Below are 15,944 nucleotides of genomic sequence, written 5' to 3' on the forward strand. Positions count from 1 at the left end.
CAAGATCACCCGGATGGTTGAGTGTGGGGCCGCGGTGTCAGCTCTAAGGTCGAACGGATCTTCATGAACGATGACATCACTCTGCTCCGGCACGACGACCGATGGGCGGGATCGCGGCTGAGGGCACACATGGCCTGCCCGATCGTTCTTCGGTTGACGTCTGCTTGGGCCGCAGATGGAACGTTCAGCTTCTCGACGAGCGCCTGATCAGCGGCGCGGTAACAAGACCTGGCTCGTGTAGTTGGATGGAGAAACCTGAAATGGGCGGAATCGTCGGCATGACCGAGGACCTTCCGGCGCAGGATCGGCTGCTGCAGGCGACCATCCGTCAATGGCGTGACAGTCTCATCAACCTCTCCGGCACGAACCGGCTTCTCAACTTCCGACCGAGCAAGTCAGGGGCGGTCCGGGTGCTCGATCCGGCCGCCCCGGAGGTTCTGGCCGGTCTGAGCGCCGGCCGCTACTTCCGGTTCCGTCCTGCGGAGGAGGGCAGCGACGAGTTTGAGACGGCATCGACCGAACCGGGCCGCGCCCTCCCCGCGGGTGATCTCGGCACGTCGGGCAAGGCTTTCCGGGTCGATGTCCTGCGCACGGACAAGCCGGTCAGTGATCTGAGCTCGGCACTTCGCAACCTCATGCGTCGGTCGAACCAGGAGTTCCTGGACCGAGGACTATGGATCCTCTACCTCGCCTTCGGATCGCTCACTTGGACTGACGGTGACAAAGCGCGGTACACCAGTCCGCTGCTTCTCGTCCCGGTCCGGCTCGTTGCGACCGGGGCGCGGCAGCTGCCCTTGCTGCAGCGCGCGGACGAAGATCCAGTGGTTAACCCGGCGCTGGCGCTGAAGCTCAATCAGCTCATGGTCACGTTGCCGTCCGTCGACGACCTCGAGGACGTCGCCTATGCCGACTTCCTGGCCGACGCGCGGTCTGCGGTTGCCGAGCACGCCGGCTGGCGGGTCAACGACGAGGTCACCCTCTCCTACTTCTCGTTCGCGAAGGAGGCGATGTACCGCGACCTGCTCGACAACGAGGCGTCTGTCGCCGGACATCCGGTTATTCAGGCGCTGGCGACAGGTGGGCGAGGCTCGGGAGGCGCCGGCTTCCTCTTCGAAGAGTTGACCGACGATCGGATCGACCGGGACATGCCTGCGGAGCAGATCCCGCTGGTGCTCGACGCCGACTCCTCGCAGCGGGCCAGCGTCGCCGCCGCGCTGGCAGGCCGCTCGTTCGTCATGGACGGCCCGCCCGGAACCGGGAAGTCGCAGACCATCGCGAACATGATCGGCGCACTGCTGCACGCCGGTAAGCGGGTGCTGTTCGTCTCCGAGAAGGCTGCGGCGCTCGAAGTGGTCCGGAACCGGCTCCACGACGTGGGGCTCAGCGCCTACCTGCTGGAGCTGCACTCGCACAAGGCGACGCGGAAGGAGGTCGCGTCGGCTCTGGGGCAGGCATTGGAGACTGTTCCGGTCGCCCCGAGCGGGATCAACGACATCGATCTGGACAACGCCCGCCGCAGCCGTGAGGAGCTGAACGCGTACGCCGAAGCCATGAACGTGCTGCGGGCGCCGCTCAACTACTCGCTGCACGACGTCCTCGGCATGATCGCCAACTTGCACGACGTGCCCGCGGCTCCGATGAGCGGCATCGTGCCCGTCGATCTGACCGTCGAGATGTTCGGCACCGTGCGGGCCACCGCTGCGGCGCTGGCCAGGGCCTGGCGCCCCGCTTCTCAGGGACGCTCGTTCGCCTGGCGTGGTGTCACGCATCGCGGCTCCCTGGACGCACGTCTCTACGCAGCCGATTCAGCGCTCGACGCGTTGGCCGGCGTCACCGCCGCCCATTCGCCACTGGCCGCCGCGTTCGACGTCAGCCGGTTGTGCCAGGCGTCCGATCTCGCGCGCATCGTCGCCCACTGCGCGGTACGGCCGGCCGGCGTGCCGCAGCAGTGGCTGACCGCTGCGGCGCTCGACTCGGCCAGGGAATCCGCGGATCGTCTCGCCACGGAACTGCGGGAGCTCGCCGAACGGCAGGACGCAGCCAGCCGTGCCGCCGGTGTGTCCTGGTCCGACATTCCCACTACGGAAAGCACGCCGGACCTCGACACCTCCGCGCTGGAAGACCTCACGGTGGCGCCACTGCACCTCGCAGGACTGACCTCGGAGCAGGCCACGGTGCTTGCCGACACATTCGCGCGCGACGCCGAGACACTGCAGGCCGCCAGCCGTTCGCTCACCGGGCTGGCCGTCATGCTGGGTGTGCCGCCCGTCGTGTCGTTCGACGATGCCGAGGCGACTCTGGCGGTGGCCGGTCTCGGCGGCAGCGACATCCGTCCGGAACGTGCGTGGCTATCCGCCGAGGGCCATGCTGCAGCCACCCAGGCCGCGCAGGCGCTCCAGCAGGCCATTGCCGCCCTGCTAGAGGCAGAGAAGGCAGCGGCACCGCACTACACCGATGCCCTGCTCGTGGCGGACGTCGAGGGATTGGCGCACCGTTTCGCGCACGAGCACCGGGGCATGAAGAAGCTCGGCGGCGCTTACCGCGCCGACAAGCGTGCTCTAGCGGCGTTCACCTGTGCGGGCGTCGCCTGGCAGTCGGCGCGCGACCAGCTGCTGTTGGCGATCGCCTGGAAGCAGGCCGCAGCCGCCCTCACCGAGTCAGAAACTCGGTATGCGGAGACCCTCGGCGCCTACTACGACGGCCGTTCCACCGACTTCGGCCGGATCGCCCGGGCGTTGGCGGCTGCGGACACCGCGATCCGCCAGGCCCGCACCACCGACTTGCGGAAGCTGGCCGATCACATCGCCCGTGACGCGACCCCCAACGCCAGCGTCCTCAACGTCGCCCACGAGACGCGCGCGCGGTTGCAGGACTGGCGGTCGCGCCTGGCACCGGAACCGCTGCCCGCCGCACGGCCGGAGCTCGCGCTGCTTCCCATCACGGAGGCAGTCGGATGGCTGCGCACGCACCTGACCCCACTGCGGTCGGCGGCTGTGCTGGCAGGGTCGGTCAGCCAGGCGGTGAACCGACAGTTGACCGTCGCAGAGTCCCGCCACCTGCTTGAGCTGCGCGCGTCCGTCGACGCCGCCTACACCGCGCTCGCAGCAAGCGGCCACGGTTACTCATCGATCCTCGGCTCGCTGTACGCCGGCGAGCGGACCGATCTGCCGTCGGTGCACACGGCACTGGACTGGGCCGCACAGATGCGCGCCTGCACGAAGGGCTTCGACGAGCCCCTGACCCTCGCTCAGGCGGAGGCGCTGGAGAGCATCGTCCCAACGCCCCAACTCGGCGACATCGAACGGCGGTGGGCCGCAGCGCGTGCCGATCTGCTGGCGGCCTTCGAACCGGGCAGGCACGCGGAACTCGGCACCGAACTCGACGACTACGCCGAGGCGGGCGACCTCATCGCGGCCCTGCGCGAGGACAGCGCCGGACAGGACGAGTGGTTCGCGTATCAAGGCGCTCGCGCTGAACTCGTCGCCGTGGGACTCGAGACCGCCATCGACTTCTGCATCACCGAGGGCATCAGCGCCGAGCAGGTGCCGCTGGTTCTGGAGCGAGCCCTGCTGCAGGAGTGGGCCGACCATCACCTGCATCAGGATGCGGCCCTACGTGTCATGCGGGCCGAGGATCGCGACTCACTCGTGGCCGAGTACCGCGCCCTGGACCGGGCGCTCATCACGGCGGCGACCTCGCGGATCATCACCGCGTGCAATACGCGTCGGCCTCGCAACAACCTCGGTGAGTCGGGTGTCATCCGCCGCGAAGCTGGCAAGAAGAAGAAGCACATGCCGGTGCGGCTGCTGTTGGAGCGTACGCGCCATGTCACTCAGGCGATCAAGCCATGCTTCATGATGTCGCCGCTGGCGGTCAGTCAGTATCTCCCGTCCGACCTGCGGTTCGACGTCGTCATCTTCGACGAGGCGAGTCAGGTCGCACCCGCCGACGCTGTCAACTGCATCTACCGAGGCGACGCGCTGATCACGGCCGGTGACCAGAAGCAGCTCCCGCCGACCAGCTTCTTCACCGCCGGCGTCGCCGACGACAGCGACGAATGGGATGAGGAGGCCGAGGACGGTGTCGACTTCGAGTCCGTTCTCGACCTCATGAAAGGTTCTGCGGAGTTCCGCGCGCTCACGCTGCGCTGGCACTACCGGTCCCGGCACGAGGCGCTCATCGCCTTCTCGAACTCGTCGTTCTACAAGGGCCGGCTCATCACGTTCCCTGGAGCCGAGGACGTCGGTCCCGACGTGGGCGTGGAGCTGTTCCACGTCGCCGGCACCTACCGGCGCGGCTCGTCGCGCGACAATCCGATCGAGGCGGCCAAGGTTGCCGATCGGGTCATCCACCACTTCACCACCCGCCCCCACCTCACGCTCGGTGTGGTCAGCTTCTCCGAGGCACAGGCCGCCGCCATCGAGCATGCCGTGGAACAGGCCCGCCAGGACCGCCCTGAACTGGACAAGTTCTTCACCGACGACCGGCTCGACGGTTTCTTCGTCAAGAACCTCGAATCGGTGCAGGGCGACGAGCGCGACGTGATGATCTTTTCGATCGGGTACGGCCCGGACGAGGCCGGCAAGACGACGATGAACTTCGGCCCGTTGAACCGGGCCGGTGGGTGGCGGCGATTGAACGTGGCCATCACCCGGGCGCGCTTCCGCAACGAAGTCGTCGCCAGCGTGCGGGCATCCGACATCGTTGCCGCTGCCGGCAGCGAAGGGTTGCGGCATCTGCGCCGCTATCTGGACTACGCCGAGCGTGGCATGGCGGCACTGGCGCTGGACACCAGCACCGGCGGTGATGCCGAATCACCGTTCGAGGAGTCGGTCATCTCCGTGATCCGCTCCTGGGGCTACGAGGTGACCCCGCAGGTCGGTGCCGCCGGCTACCGGATTGACATGGGGGTGCGTCATCCGGATCGGCCCGGCGTCTATGTGCTGGGCGTCGAGTGCGACGGTTTCCAGTATCACTCCTCCAAGGTCGCCCGGGACCGGGACCGGCTGCGTGATCAGGTGCTGCGCGGCCTCGGATGGCGGCTGCACCGGATTTGGGGCACCGCTTGGTATCGCAACCGTCTCGGCGAGGAAGAGCGCCTGCGTGTCGCGATCGAGAAGGCCGTCGCCGCTCCAGTGCGTGGGCTTTTGTCCAGTCTGGAAGAGGCGATCGAGCGCCCCACGGTCACCACCGAGGCAGCGGCCCTCGACCTGCATCCGACTTGGGTGACGCCGTACCGGACGGCGATGGTCGATCGCCTGCCGTACTGGGCGGATCCGGGCGAACGCGGGAGCGCGCACGCCATGCGGGTCGGCGTCGCCGAGGTCGCCGCCGTCGAAGGGCCGGTGCATATCACGGTCATGCACCAGAGGTTGCGCGAATGCTGGGGCATTGGCCGGGTCGGATCGCGGATCCGGGACAACATCGATGCCGCGATTCGTCAGGCTGGTCTCGACCGTGATGGCGATTTCGTGCGTGTGCCCGGCGCCGTCGTCAGCGAGGTCCGTAGCCCCGTCGACGCCTGCAGCCGCAGTGTCGAGCAGGTCCACGACGACGAGTTGGCGCTCGCCTTGACGAATCTCGTCCGGGACACAGGTGGCGTGGCCCGCGACGAGCTGAGTGCACACGTGGCCAAGCTGTACGGCTGGACCCGGCGTGGACCGGACATCTCCCGGCGCCTTGGACTACTCATCGACCGCCTGGTCGCTGACGGCGTACTCATCGCCAATGGGCACAGCCTGTCGGCCGGCTTCGCCGCCTCGAAGGATCGTGAGTAGTTGACGCCAGACGGCGCGGAGCCGCAATGCGCCCACAACAGGGGAGTGTCGCCATCCGTACCCACTTCACCCTGCGCATGCGCATGAATGCACCGGCGAACCACGTGGCCGCTACGGCGGCCACGTGGAACGGGAGGGGAGCGTCGATTTACCCTTGGTCCTAATCAGCTCGCGAGGTGAAGCGCCATGGCCGCATTGACGAAGGCGGACCAGTTCTTGGAGCTGAAGATGAGAACGGGCCCGGTGTCGTGCTTGGAGTCACGTACGGCGACGATGCCGGGGAGGTTGGTGGCGACTTCGACGCAGGCACCGCCGTTGTCGCCGCTGCGGGTGCTCTTGCGCCAGATCGCGCCGGTCAGGTCAGTCATGCCGCGTCTCCCCGGTGATCCTCTTGATCATGTCCTTCGATTCTGCCTCGCCGAGGGTCAGCGCATCCAGACCCTTCCAGACGCGTTCATAGGCGGCCAGCTCGTCCGGCTTGTCAAGGTAGAGCGCCCCGGTCAGCGACTCGGAGTAAACAACGGACGGTTCTGGTGCGGCCCGGCCACCCTTGGTTGACGGGAAGTCGAGAATCATGAAGGTGCCGGCGACCGCACCGGGCTGAGGCCCCGCTGCGAGCGGCAGCACTCGGACGGAGACGTTCGGCAGCTCCGAGAGCTTAAGCAGGTGGTCGAGCTGGGCGGTCATCACCGCTGGGCCGCCGACGGTGCGGCGGAGCACCACCTCGGACAGCACCGACTCCAACCGCGGAGCTGCCGGCAGCCGTCGCATCAGCAGTGCTTGCCGTTGTAGCCGCACCTGGACAGCCCGCTCGCGCTCCTCGTCGCTCAGCGTCCGGCCGAGGCGGTAGAGCGAGTGCGCGTACTCCTTGGTCTGAAGGATGCCGGGGATCAGCGACTCGTCGTAGCCGCGAAGGCGGGAAGCGGCGGACTCCAGCCCCACGTACAGCTCGAACCAGCTCGGCACCGCGTCCCCGTACGCGTGCCACCACCCCTTCGACTTCGTCTCCGCCGCCAGCCCCCGCATCGCCTCGGTCATCTCCGGCGACACGTGGTACAGCTCGCACATCGCCTTGACGTCGAGCACCCGCACCGGCCCCAGGCCGCTCTCGATACGCCAGATCTTCTGCCGGCTGTACTCAAGAGCTTCGGCAGCGGCGTCCAGCGTCACCCCCGCCTCGGTCCGGAACTGGCGCAGCAGCCGACCGAGCTGCCGCCGCGGCACGGTCGATCCGACATCCTCCGTCACCCGAGCACTCCTTGATTCCATTCCGCAACACTGCGTAACGCGTCCACGTAACTCATATCGGTTGCAGTAAAAGAAGTCAACGCTCCGCCCATGAATTCTGCCGTGGAACGTTGCATCCCCACTGCGCTCTGTCACACGATGACTACAAGGCCCTGATGCCGTACCGCTGATCGCAAGCTGCGGTGGCAGGGCGGGGTGGGTCCGCGCGTGCGGGGAGGGCGAGTGTCCCCACCCCTTCCAGCCGACACGAGAGGCAGACAGCAGATGAGCGTCCGCAATCAACGCCCGACCTACGGCGGCGCGGCGATGCCGTACACCCCGCTGCTGCCCTGGCAGGTGCGCGAGCGCCGCTTCAAGCCGGTCGGGCTCGGACGCCGCGGCCTTGAGCCGGACCACGTGTACGCCTTCCTCGACCGGGTCGCCGTGGACATGGCAGCCGTCTACGCGGCCCTGGCCGAGAGCCGGCGGGAAGCCGCCGTCCTCAAAGCCGGGATGCACCACCCCCGCGCGGACCGAGGCCCCAAGGCATGAGCGAGCGGTACGTCATCCACCTGCCGGTCGTCGCCGCCGACCTGCCCGCCGCGCAGCGCCTGGCCCGGGTGGTCGGCCGCTGGGTGCTCGTCCTGCCCCAGACCGACCCGGGGGAGACCACCGTCTCGGCCGAGGACGACCAGAACGTACGCCATCGGGTCTTCTGCGACCTGCTGATGCCCGGCGGTCGGCGCTGCCTGCTCCGCGCCGACCACGACGGCCCGTGCTCCCGCCGCCTGCGCCGTTGAGCCGCTGCTGCGCCAGGCGTCGCTACCGGGTGTCGGCAGTTCCATCAAGGGCTGGGCGCGTAGGGCGTTACGACGGTGACGGGGCATGGCCGGTCGGGCGCCGCCGGCCGCTGAATGCCGGCAACCCACCGGCTGCCGACACCGGCTGACCGTTGCCGAGCGCCGAGTGGTGGAAGTCGCCGACCTTCTGGTAGGTGGACGCATAGGTGTTGCCGTTCCGGTCCATCACGAAGATCGCTTGGCCGGGTACCACGAGGACGATGCCCGCGCCGGACGTGTCGTACGACCCATCCTCCTCCCGAAGCCGCCGCCTGCCGACTCACCCTCGACCTTCCGATCAGGCGGCCCAGACCGGGTGTGCGGCGGCCAGCGCGGCGGCCTGGTAAGGCGTAAGCGGTGAACTGTCGGCGACGACCTCAAGTTGCCACTTCTCCCGTAGGGAGGTCCACAGCTTGGAGGTCAGGCCGGAGTGCATCTTGAGTTCGTCCGTGCCGTCGGCCACCCGCAGCACGTACAACCACGTCGCTCCGTCCGGGGCGCCGTCGAAGGGGTCCCGCCAGGCGCGATGCAGGCTGTGGCCCCGGCGCCGCGGGGCTTCGGTGGACAGGAACGTGTCCGCCAGGATCGGGTCGGGGGCATTCGCGGGGCCGGTCGGGCTGAACCGGTACGGCGGTGGGGGCACCTCGGCGATGACCGGCACGTTGAGCAGGGCGGGGTCGTCGGGGTCGCCGAGGAAGGAACGGATCAGGTCCTGTTCCTCGGGGCTGATGGCGACGACCTCGTACGCCAGGTTGAGCAGGAGTGTCGCGTCGGCCAGGTCCCACTCACCCGCGGCGTACTGATCGCGTAGGGCACCCAGGGTGTCGTCGGACAGCCGGCCCGCGAGCCGCGCGCACATGTCGGTGATCGCCGCGTAGGTCTTCTCGTCCATGGCGCTCATTTCTTCCTGTAGTCGCCGAGCACTGTTGTGGTGACGTTCCCCTGAGCGTCCTGGACCACTCTAATGATCTTGTTGCCCTTCGGGCCTTCCCACGTCCAACTGCCGTCACCACCCACATCGGGGTGACTGTAACGGGGCGGGTTGCCCATCGGCACGCCCTTCGGAGCGGGGTTCGGCGCGGTCGGGTTGGTGATGACGCCCGGGTCGTCGGGGTCGGTCGGGAAGGCGGTGCGCACCTCGCCGCCGGCGAGCACGATCGTCTTGACCTCAACACCGTCGACCACGCCCTTGTAGTCGTAGGCCCACGCCGGATTGCCATCGGCGTCCTGGGTCAGGTACGGCCCCTTCGCCGGCGGGCCCTGCTGTGTCACCTGGTACGTCGCCTCGAGGATCCTCGCCTCGTCCCAGTCCTTGGGGAACTCGGTCTTCTTCGAGAAGCCGGTGCCCGCGAGGTGGCCACCCTGCCGGCCGCCGTCGCCCTCGATGATGTGCTTTCTCGACGCCGCACTGTGGTGGATGTCGTCCGCCGCGGGCGGCGCGGTCGGTGGGGTGGTCCTGCCGGGCCCCGTCGGCGTGGTGGGGCTGTTGGATCCCTGGCCGGTACCCCCGGGACGGCCCGACTGCGCGGCCTGGGCGATTGCCTGCTGCGCGCTCGAGATGCCGTTGCTCGCGTCGATGCCGCCATGGCTCCTCGATGGCCCCCCGGTGGTGCCGTCACCACCGTCCGCGCCGCCGGGCGTCTTCGGTTTCGCCATGAACGCCTTATCCGTTGATGAGCCGGGAGAGGTTGGTCAGGCTGGTGACCAGTGCGGTGACGTAGGTGAGGATGCGCGCGGCCCATTTGACGACGGCTGCCGCGATCTGCGCGGCGATCACCGGGATCGTGACGACGAAGATGGCCTCGACCGCCCAGACGACCACCCGTGCCACCAGGTCGGCGATGAGGTCGCGCACGATGTCGCGGGTGAAGGCCACCAGGCTCCCGGCAGCCTGGGTGGCCACCGCCATCGCGGTGGAAACCGCCCCGAGCCCGCTGATGGCCTCGACGTTGTGGCCCATCAACCCCTGGTACGCCTCGGCGGCCTGCCCCTGCCAGTCGGGCAGGTCCCCGTCGAGACGCGACCGCAGGTCGGCGGCCATGCGCTGCAGTTCGACGGCCATGTTGTCCCAGGTGGCGGCGTGCGAGGCCACCACGTCGGGCATTCCGGTGAGGTCGTCGAGGATCTGCCGCAGCGGCTCGAAGTACTCCATCGCCCAGCCCAACCCGTTGGCCAGCAGCGCGCTGAACGGGTCGATCACGCTGGCCACGACGTCGAGCCCGAACGCGGCGCCGGCAAGCAGATCGTCGACCCAGCCCTCACTCCTGATCGCGTCGACCAGACCCTCGAAGCCGTCGGCGAGGGAGGAGCCCGTCCAGACCTCCCGGGTCGACGTGACGTCGGCGACGAGTGAGGCGTCAGTCATCGCGCCGTCCTCACCCGTCCAACCGGCTTCCCGCTCTGCTGATCAGGGTGGCGGCATCGTCGTCGACCGAGTCGTAGCTCTCGGCCGTCCGGCGAAGTCCCTCGACGGCCAGCTGCAAGTTCTCCTCGACGTAGGCGATCAGCTCGTCCTGCCGGACGTGCCTGCTCTCGAGGATCCCGGAGATCCAGCCGCACAGCAGCCCGTACGCCGCGTCGTCCTGCCTGACCTGCGCGCTGGCGGCCTTGACCGACCCAAAGCGCGCCTTGAGCGCCTCGATGTGGTGAGCGTGCGTGCGGATCTGCTCCGCGTCGACCGCGAATCCGTCGCCCATCAGCCTGATCACCAGCTTCGGTCGGTGTCGGTGCTGTCCGCGACCGGATCCGGGCCGCGCAACTGCTGCCCGACTCGCTCGGCGATCGCGCGCGCTGCCGTCGACTCGGTCCCCATGGTCTCCGCGATGATCTCCTGCGACCGGGCGGCCAGGTTCACCTTCGCCTCACGAATCGTGTCCATGATCGTCCTCGCGACGACATCAGGTGCGACCCGCTGAATTTGCCGGCCCAACCGCAGGTCTACCAGCGCACCAGCGGAATCGATCGTGACCTCGACCAGCCCGTTGCTGTCGACCGCGGTCACCCGCAGTTGCTGAAGGCGGTCGCTCATGGCCTTGGTGTCGGCCGCTGCCTTGTCGATCCGCCCCTTCCAGGCCGACAGTCGGTCCATGGCACCGTCGGGGTCCAGCACACCGCCACCGCCCGCAACGCCGGCGTCCATGATCCCTCCCCGCGATGATCGTGGATGGCGGAGCTTAGCAAGGGCGAGCCGCCGAGGCGTTCCCGTAGCCTATGAGGACTGTCGCCCTTCCCACTATGGACACTTTCCACGGGTGCGGGTCTCTCCGACGGTTGACCGGATGGGATTTCACAGGTCCGGGCGGTGGAGGAGTGCAGCGCCTGCCATGGATCTCGATGAGAAGAGCTGTCGGGGGTAGGGTTTGCGGTACGAGATCCACTTCGAGAGGGAACTGCCCGCGGAGGCTCTGCGTCGCTTCCTCCATGAGGACTACGGCATCGCTCCGGACTCCCTCTACGTCGGGCGGATCCGGGACCGAGCGGCGGATGATGCCCGACCGGTCGCCATGCTGACGCCGCCCGACGAGGATGAGGGCTTCGGCTGGATCCTCAGCGGTGACACCGAGCTCGCGGACGCCACGGGCTTGAACGAACGCGATCTCGCTGTCGCCCTGGCCCGCACCTTCGGGGTGCGGGCCCTGGTCGACGACGGCAGCCTCTTTCCCAACCAGTGGCTGCTGGTCAGCGCGGACGGAAGCAGCGGGCGGGTCACCATCGACGAGGACGCGGCGACCGACGGGGACCTCCGCATCGTCCACGCGTGGGCGCCCATCAGTGGTGAGCCGCAGCTGGCCGTGGTGCCACCACCGGACTGGGCGCGGGACTGGTAGGTCGCAGGCGAGCGGCGGTGCGATAGCCCGGTGGGAATCGTGGCGGAGCACGTGGGATGCTGCTGCCCATGCGTCAGCCCGGGAGCGTGGTCTCCGTCATCAACTACAAGGGCGGCGTGGGCAAGACGACGTTGACGGCGAACATCGGGGCGGAGCTGGCGACGCGCGGCCTCACCGTACTCCTGATCGACCTGGACCCGCAGGCGAGCCTGACGTTCTCCTTCTACCAGCCGCATCAGTGGGAGCAGGAACTCGCCGACGAGCGCACCATCCTCCAGTGGTTCGGCGACGTGCTCGGCAACGGCGGCTCCCAGCCGCTTGATCCGTACGTGGTGACCCCGCCCGCCGTGAACGACGTGATCGCCCGCAGCGGCTCGGGCCGGCTCGACCTGGTCCCGTCGCACCTCATGCTGGTCGACGCAGACCTGGATTTCGCCTACCAGTTGGGCGGCTCCCGGTTTCAGCACGGAAGTCCGCGCTATCTGCCGCTGCACCGAGCGCTGGCCGACGCGCTCGACGGAAAGGCCTTCCAGGCGTACGACGCCATCCTGATCGACTGCCCGCCCAACTTCACGATGGTCACCCGGACCGGGATCGTCGCCAGCGATCACGTCCTGATCCCGGCAAAGGCGGATTACCTTTCCACGCTCGGCATCGACTATCTCCGCAAGAAGCTCTCCGAACTGGTGCGGGACTACAACCGGGTCGCGGGCGGCGTCGTTCCGCAGATCAATCCCACCATTCTCGGTGTGGTTCTTACGATGATCCAGTACGCCGGCACCGGGCCGATCATCGCCCAGCGCAACTTCATCGACCAGCCCAGCAGCGTCGAGCTGCCGGTGTTCCGGCAGATGATCCGGGACAACAAGACCCTCTTCGCCCCCGCCGGCGAGCACGGAATACCCGCCGTCCTCCTGCCGAACGCGAACCCTACCGTCCAGTACGAGCTGCAGCAGCTCGCCAGCGAGTTTCTCGCCCGGATCCGGAACTAGGAGCACCCGTGACCAGCCCAGCCGACCTCAGCCACGCCGTACTTGTGCGGGTGGCGGAGTTCCTCCGTACCCTTCCGGCGGACCAACTGGCCGCGCTGGCCGACGGGTCCGCCCGGCTGCAGATCGCGGCGACCGGCCCGACGTCCGACCGGCCGTCGGTGGCGCCCGAGAGCAGGGGTACGGCGAAGGCCGCGCCGGCGCCGGCGGTGGAACCGGAGAGGGTCCGCGCTGATCTGGCCGCGATCGACGACCGGGCGGCCGCCGGGCGCTACCTCGACGACCTGCGGATGACCGTGCCGCAGCTCAAGGGGCTCGCCAAGAACCTCGGCATCGCCGTGCCGAGCCGGGCGACCAAGGCCGACGTGCGGCGCGACATCGTGCAGTGGACGGTCGGGCGCCGGCTCGACTCCTCGGCGATCAGCAGGCCGGCGCCGACGCGCGGCTGATCGCAGAGCGGGGTCAGTCCGTCGCCTCCAGCACTCGGCGTACCTCGTCAAGGACCGCACCCCACGACGCGCGCGGCGCCGCGCCGCGCACCTGGCCGGCGAGATGGTCGGCGAGCCGGCGGAGCGCTCGGTCGGTGAACAGTGCTGGCCCCTCGTCCGCAGCCGGTGGCCTCCGCTGCGGCGGCACGGTCAACGGCAGCGGATCGGCGACACAGACGATGTCCAGATATGCCGTGGTACGGGTCAAGGCCACGTAGAGCAGCCGGTGCCCGCGATCGTCCTCGGCCACGATCTGTTCCGGCTCGACCACGACTACTGCGTCGAACTCCAGCCCTTTCGCCTCCTGCGGACTCACCAGGTTGACCGAGCCGCCCAGCTCACCGCGTTGCGCGCTGCTCCAGCCGACGCCGTTGTCAGCCAGCGCCGCCTCCACCTCGCGGCGACAGCGTGCCGGGCAGACGATCCCGACGAAGGCGCCCTTGTCGACGTGAGCGGCGGCCAGAGCGACCACCCGCCCGGCCCGCTCGGTCAGCGAAACCCGGTGGATCTCGGGCTCGGCCGGACCCGTCCGCACCACCTCCGGAGGCGTCACGCCGGCAGCGGCCACCGGCAGCAGCCGGGCGGCGAGCCGGTACGCCTGTGCGGGCACCCGGTAGCCGTACCGCAGCGGGGCGATCACCACGGGATGGACCGCAGGCAGGTGATCGGTCACCTCGGCCCAGTCGTCACGGGCCCACGAGCCGGTGGACTGAGCGAGATCACCCACCAGGGTGAGTGAGCCGCCCGCGCAGCGGCGGCCGATGGCCCGCAGCTGCATCGGGGACAGGTCCTGTGCCTCGTCGATCACCACGTGCGCGTACTGGCGTCCCGGACCGTCGATGAGCTGTTCCAGCTCGTCGAGGAGCGGCAGGTCCGCTGCGGACCAGACCTCCTCGGAGAGCCGGTCCGCGCCCTGGCGGTGCAACTGGCCGACCTCCTCAACGGTGAACTCCGTGCCGGCCGCGGCGCTCAGCCGCGCCCGCGAGCCGAACAACTCGCGCAGGAACGCCGCCGCCGACTGCTGCGGCCACAGCCGCTCGACGAGATTCGCCACCGCCGGCGTCCCGGCCGCTTCGACGCCGGCGCGCTGACCTACCAGGTGACTCACCCGGTCTGAGAAGAGGCGCCGCTGCTGGGAGTACGGCAGCTTGGCCGCGCTCGCCACCGCCATCGCCTCGGCCAGTTCCGTCCCGGGCACGGTGACGAACCGCCCGCCCAGCAGGAGCCGTTCGGCCGTCTCGGACACACCCACCCGGCTGCGCAGTGCGCGGGAGAGCAGGCCGGCCATCCGTGCCTCGCCCTTGAGCCGGCTCACACTGGCCGGCTCGGTCCGGCCCCGGCGTACGTCGGGTGCCAGTCGGGCGATGTCACGCATCAACACCTCGGCGTCGCCCAGATCGGGCAGCACCCGGCCGATGTAGCGCATGAAGGTCGGGTTCGGTCCGACCACCAGCACGTCCTCCGGTACGAGGTCGGGGTTGTTGAAGAGCAGCCAGGAGACGCGGTGCAGGGCGACCGCTGTCTTGCCGGTGCCCGGCCCGCCCTCGATCACCAGCACCTGCTCCATCGGCGCCCGGATCAGCTCGAACTGGGCCGCCTGGATCGTCGCCACGATGTCGCGCATCTCGCCGGTACGCGCCCGGGCCAGTTCGTCGAGCAGGCGCTGGTCAGGCCCGTCGATCGCGGCCGCCAGCTGGGCGAAGAGCACGTCGGTGAAGTCCTGGATCGTGTTGCCGTCGCACTGGTAGCTGCGCTTGCGTACCAGGCCCCGACGGTCGACATGGGTCGCCTCGAAGTAGGGTGCGGCCGCCGGCGCCTGCCAGTTCGCGATCAGCACCTCGCTGCGTTCGTTGAGCACCACGTGCCGGCCGATGTAGAGCACATCGTCCGACTCGTCGTCGGTCCGGCCGAACGCCACCGCCTCGTCGTTGTCGCCGAGGATTTCGCCGGCCTTCTCGGCGTACCGCTTCAGGTGCAGGGCGGCGCCGGGATGCGCCGCCGCCGCGATCACCTCGGCCAGCCCGTCCCGTCGGCGGGCCCGATGCCGGGCCGCCGCGTCGAAGAAGGTCTGCTCGCTGGCGATCTCCGGCGAATTGCTGCCCACGTATGCTCCTGACTCCGGCGGAACCGCCACACCCTAACCGGACCGGCAGCTTGACGAACGTGGCGATCGCCACGACAGCCACGACTGGTCGGTGAGTGAGCAACCTGTGCGGCGGCGGTGAAGGCGGACCATGCCCGCGGTGCGAAGGTCAGCGCCGGGTCGTCCGGGTCCTTGGAGTCGGGTACGGCGACGATGAGGGGAAGGTTCGCAGACGACTCTGCTCGTCGTAGCAAGATGCCGCCGCAAGCTGCGACTGCGTCGGAGCCGACACCGGCCCCTGCGGCGCCGACGCCAGCGGCCTCAGATGGATCCCGTTGCTACGGCCGATGGAGGTGTCTTCATGCCCAGGACGAAGGTCATCTGGGCGGCGATGCCTCGGGTGCGTCCCGCGTGCGGATAATGACGTGTTCCAGGTGGACATCAGCCAGTAGGGCAGATTGTCCTGAGTGAGGACAGCCGTGGGAACACGTGGACGATGGCGCCGACCGCTCCAGCAGCCAGGCATTCCTCAAGAGCTGCTTGAGCTCACGCACGTCGTACCGTTCCAACGGTCATCCCTGCTTCGGCGGGAACGAGATCGTGAACATGAGCGGCACGGACGCGTCGTCCTTGAGCAACCAGCCGGATCTTCTGCGACCGGCTGATGCCCGGCGGAGACCACCGTCTCCGCCGAAGACGACCAGAACGTACGCC

General features: G+C 68.8%; 16 protein-coding genes. 6 read left to right on the forward strand and 10 right to left on the reverse strand.

Going from position 1 to position 15,944, the window contains the following annotated elements; all coding sequences use genetic code 11:
- Nucleotides 1-245: 245 nt before the first annotated feature.
- A complete protein-coding gene (locus AC5L3Z_RS20415; RefSeq protein WP_494844225.1) occupies nucleotides 246-5,777 on the forward strand; it encodes a DUF3320 domain-containing protein in 5,532 nt (1,843 codons plus the stop codon).
- Nucleotides 5,778-5,941: 164 nt separating this feature from the next.
- On the opposite strand, the gene AC5L3Z_RS20420 is transcribed toward AC5L3Z_RS20415, so the two are convergent.
- Nucleotides 5,942-6,145, reverse strand: coding sequence for a DUF397 domain-containing protein (locus tag AC5L3Z_RS20420; RefSeq protein ID WP_494844227.1), 204 nt, complete (start codon nucleotides 6,143-6,145; stop codon nucleotides 5,942-5,944).
- Nucleotides 6,138-7,025, reverse strand: coding sequence for a helix-turn-helix domain-containing protein (locus AC5L3Z_RS20425; RefSeq protein ID WP_494844228.1), 888 nt, complete (start codon nucleotides 7,023-7,025; stop codon nucleotides 6,138-6,140). The genes AC5L3Z_RS20420 and AC5L3Z_RS20425 overlap by 8 nt, the downstream gene beginning before the upstream one ends.
- Before the next feature lie 264 nt (nucleotides 7,026-7,289).
- Here AC5L3Z_RS20425 and AC5L3Z_RS20430 point away from each other — a divergent pair, with 264 nt between their 5' ends.
- Together AC5L3Z_RS20430 and AC5L3Z_RS20435 are read left to right on the forward strand one after the other, a co-directional pair.
- Complete coding sequence (locus AC5L3Z_RS20430) at nucleotides 7,290-7,556, forward strand: DivIVA domain-containing protein (RefSeq protein ID WP_494844229.1); 267 nt, start codon at nucleotides 7,290-7,292, stop codon at nucleotides 7,554-7,556.
- Nucleotides 7,553-7,804 (forward strand): hypothetical protein, encoded by a 252-nt coding sequence (locus AC5L3Z_RS20435; protein WP_494844231.1) that lies wholly within the window; start codon nucleotides 7,553-7,555, stop codon nucleotides 7,802-7,804. The genes AC5L3Z_RS20430 and AC5L3Z_RS20435 overlap by 4 nt, the downstream gene beginning before the upstream one ends.
- Before the next feature lie 67 nt (nucleotides 7,805-7,871).
- Here the strand turns inward: AC5L3Z_RS20435 and AC5L3Z_RS20440 are convergent, their stop codons facing one another.
- The 6 genes from AC5L3Z_RS20440 to AC5L3Z_RS20465 all read right to left on the reverse strand — a co-directional run bounded on the left by AC5L3Z_RS20440 (nucleotide 7,872) and on the right by AC5L3Z_RS20465 (nucleotide 10,982).
- Complete coding sequence (locus AC5L3Z_RS20440) at nucleotides 7,872-8,057, reverse strand: hypothetical protein (protein ID WP_494844232.1); 186 nt, start codon at nucleotides 8,055-8,057, stop codon at nucleotides 7,872-7,874.
- Between the two features lie 84 nt (nucleotides 8,058-8,141).
- Nucleotides 8,142-8,735, reverse strand: coding sequence for a hypothetical protein (locus tag AC5L3Z_RS20445; protein WP_494844233.1), 594 nt, complete (start codon nucleotides 8,733-8,735; stop codon nucleotides 8,142-8,144).
- A gap of 5 nt (nucleotides 8,736-8,740) precedes the next feature.
- The gene (locus AC5L3Z_RS20450) at nucleotides 8,741-9,499 is read right to left on the reverse strand and encodes an EndoU domain-containing protein (RefSeq protein WP_494844234.1); all 759 of its coding nucleotides are present in this window, start codon (nucleotides 9,497-9,499) and stop codon (nucleotides 8,741-8,743) included.
- A gap of 7 nt (nucleotides 9,500-9,506) precedes the next feature.
- Complete coding sequence (locus AC5L3Z_RS20455) at nucleotides 9,507-10,208, reverse strand: WXG100 family type VII secretion target (protein WP_494844236.1); 702 nt, start codon at nucleotides 10,206-10,208, stop codon at nucleotides 9,507-9,509.
- A gap of 10 nt (nucleotides 10,209-10,218) precedes the next feature.
- The gene (locus AC5L3Z_RS20460) at nucleotides 10,219-10,539 is read right to left on the reverse strand and encodes a hypothetical protein (protein ID WP_494844237.1); all 321 of its coding nucleotides are present in this window, start codon (nucleotides 10,537-10,539) and stop codon (nucleotides 10,219-10,221) included.
- Nucleotides 10,540-10,547: 8 nt separating this feature from the next.
- Nucleotides 10,548-10,982, reverse strand: a complete 435-nt coding sequence (locus AC5L3Z_RS20465; RefSeq protein ID WP_494844238.1) for a YbaB/EbfC family nucleoid-associated protein — start codon at nucleotides 10,980-10,982, stop codon at nucleotides 10,548-10,550.
- A 220-nt stretch (nucleotides 10,983-11,202) separates the two neighbouring features.
- Here AC5L3Z_RS20465 and AC5L3Z_RS20470 point away from each other — a divergent pair, with 220 nt between their 5' ends.
- Genes AC5L3Z_RS20470 through AC5L3Z_RS20480 form a run of 3 tightly spaced genes read left to right on the forward strand, consistent with a single transcriptional unit; the run spans nucleotide 11,203 to nucleotide 13,108 of the window.
- On the forward strand, nucleotides 11,203-11,670 hold the full coding sequence (locus tag AC5L3Z_RS20470) for a hypothetical protein (protein WP_494844240.1): 468 nt from the start codon (nucleotides 11,203-11,205) through the stop codon (nucleotides 11,668-11,670).
- A gap of 56 nt (nucleotides 11,671-11,726) precedes the next feature.
- On the forward strand, nucleotides 11,727-12,662 hold the full coding sequence (locus AC5L3Z_RS20475; protein ID WP_494844241.1) for a ParA family protein: 936 nt from the start codon (nucleotides 11,727-11,729) through the stop codon (nucleotides 12,660-12,662).
- Between the two features lie 8 nt (nucleotides 12,663-12,670).
- On the forward strand, nucleotides 12,671-13,108 hold the full coding sequence (locus AC5L3Z_RS20480) for a hypothetical protein (RefSeq protein WP_494844243.1): 438 nt from the start codon (nucleotides 12,671-12,673) through the stop codon (nucleotides 13,106-13,108).
- A 13-nt stretch (nucleotides 13,109-13,121) separates the two neighbouring features.
- Here the strand turns inward: AC5L3Z_RS20480 and AC5L3Z_RS20485 are convergent, their stop codons facing one another.
- Nucleotides 13,122-15,251: a HelD family protein gene (locus AC5L3Z_RS20485; protein WP_494844244.1), complete on the reverse strand. Its 2,130-nt coding sequence runs from the start codon at nucleotides 15,249-15,251 to the stop codon at nucleotides 13,122-13,124.
- Nucleotides 15,155-15,484 (reverse strand): DUF397 domain-containing protein, encoded by a 330-nt coding sequence (locus tag AC5L3Z_RS20490; protein WP_494844246.1) that lies wholly within the window; start codon nucleotides 15,482-15,484, stop codon nucleotides 15,155-15,157. The genes AC5L3Z_RS20485 and AC5L3Z_RS20490 overlap by 97 nt, the downstream gene beginning before the upstream one ends.
- Nucleotides 15,485-15,944 lie beyond the last annotated feature (460 nt).

This window comes from Micromonospora sp. LZ37, from assembly GCF_059359015.1.

Coding starts and splice junctions, on each gene's coding strand:
- AC5L3Z_RS20415 (WP_494844225.1), top strand. CDS start 246: ATGGAGAAACCTGAAATGGGCGGAATCGTCGGCATGACCGAGGACCTT.
- AC5L3Z_RS20420 (WP_494844227.1), bottom strand. CDS start 6,145: ATGACTGACCTGACCGGCGCGATCTGGCGCAAGAGCACCCGCAGCGGC.
- AC5L3Z_RS20430 (WP_494844229.1), top strand. CDS start 7,290: ATGAGCGTCCGCAATCAACGCCCGACCTACGGCGGCGCGGCGATGCCG.
- AC5L3Z_RS20435 (WP_494844231.1), top strand. CDS start 7,553: ATGAGCGAGCGGTACGTCATCCACCTGCCGGTCGTCGCCGCCGACCTG.
- AC5L3Z_RS20445 (WP_494844233.1), bottom strand. CDS start 8,735: ATGGACGAGAAGACCTACGCGGCGATCACCGACATGTGCGCGCGGCTC.
- AC5L3Z_RS20450 (WP_494844234.1), bottom strand. CDS start 9,499: ATGGCGAAACCGAAGACGCCCGGCGGCGCGGACGGTGGTGACGGCACC.
- AC5L3Z_RS20455 (WP_494844236.1), bottom strand. CDS start 10,208: ATGACTGACGCCTCACTCGTCGCCGACGTCACGTCGACCCGGGAGGTC.
- AC5L3Z_RS20460 (WP_494844237.1), bottom strand. CDS start 10,539: ATGGGCGACGGATTCGCGGTCGACGCGGAGCAGATCCGCACGCACGCT.
- AC5L3Z_RS20465 (WP_494844238.1), bottom strand. CDS start 10,982: ATGGACGCCGGCGTTGCGGGCGGTGGCGGTGTGCTGGACCCCGACGGT.
- AC5L3Z_RS20475 (WP_494844241.1), top strand. CDS start 11,727: ATGCTGCTGCCCATGCGTCAGCCCGGGAGCGTGGTCTCCGTCATCAAC.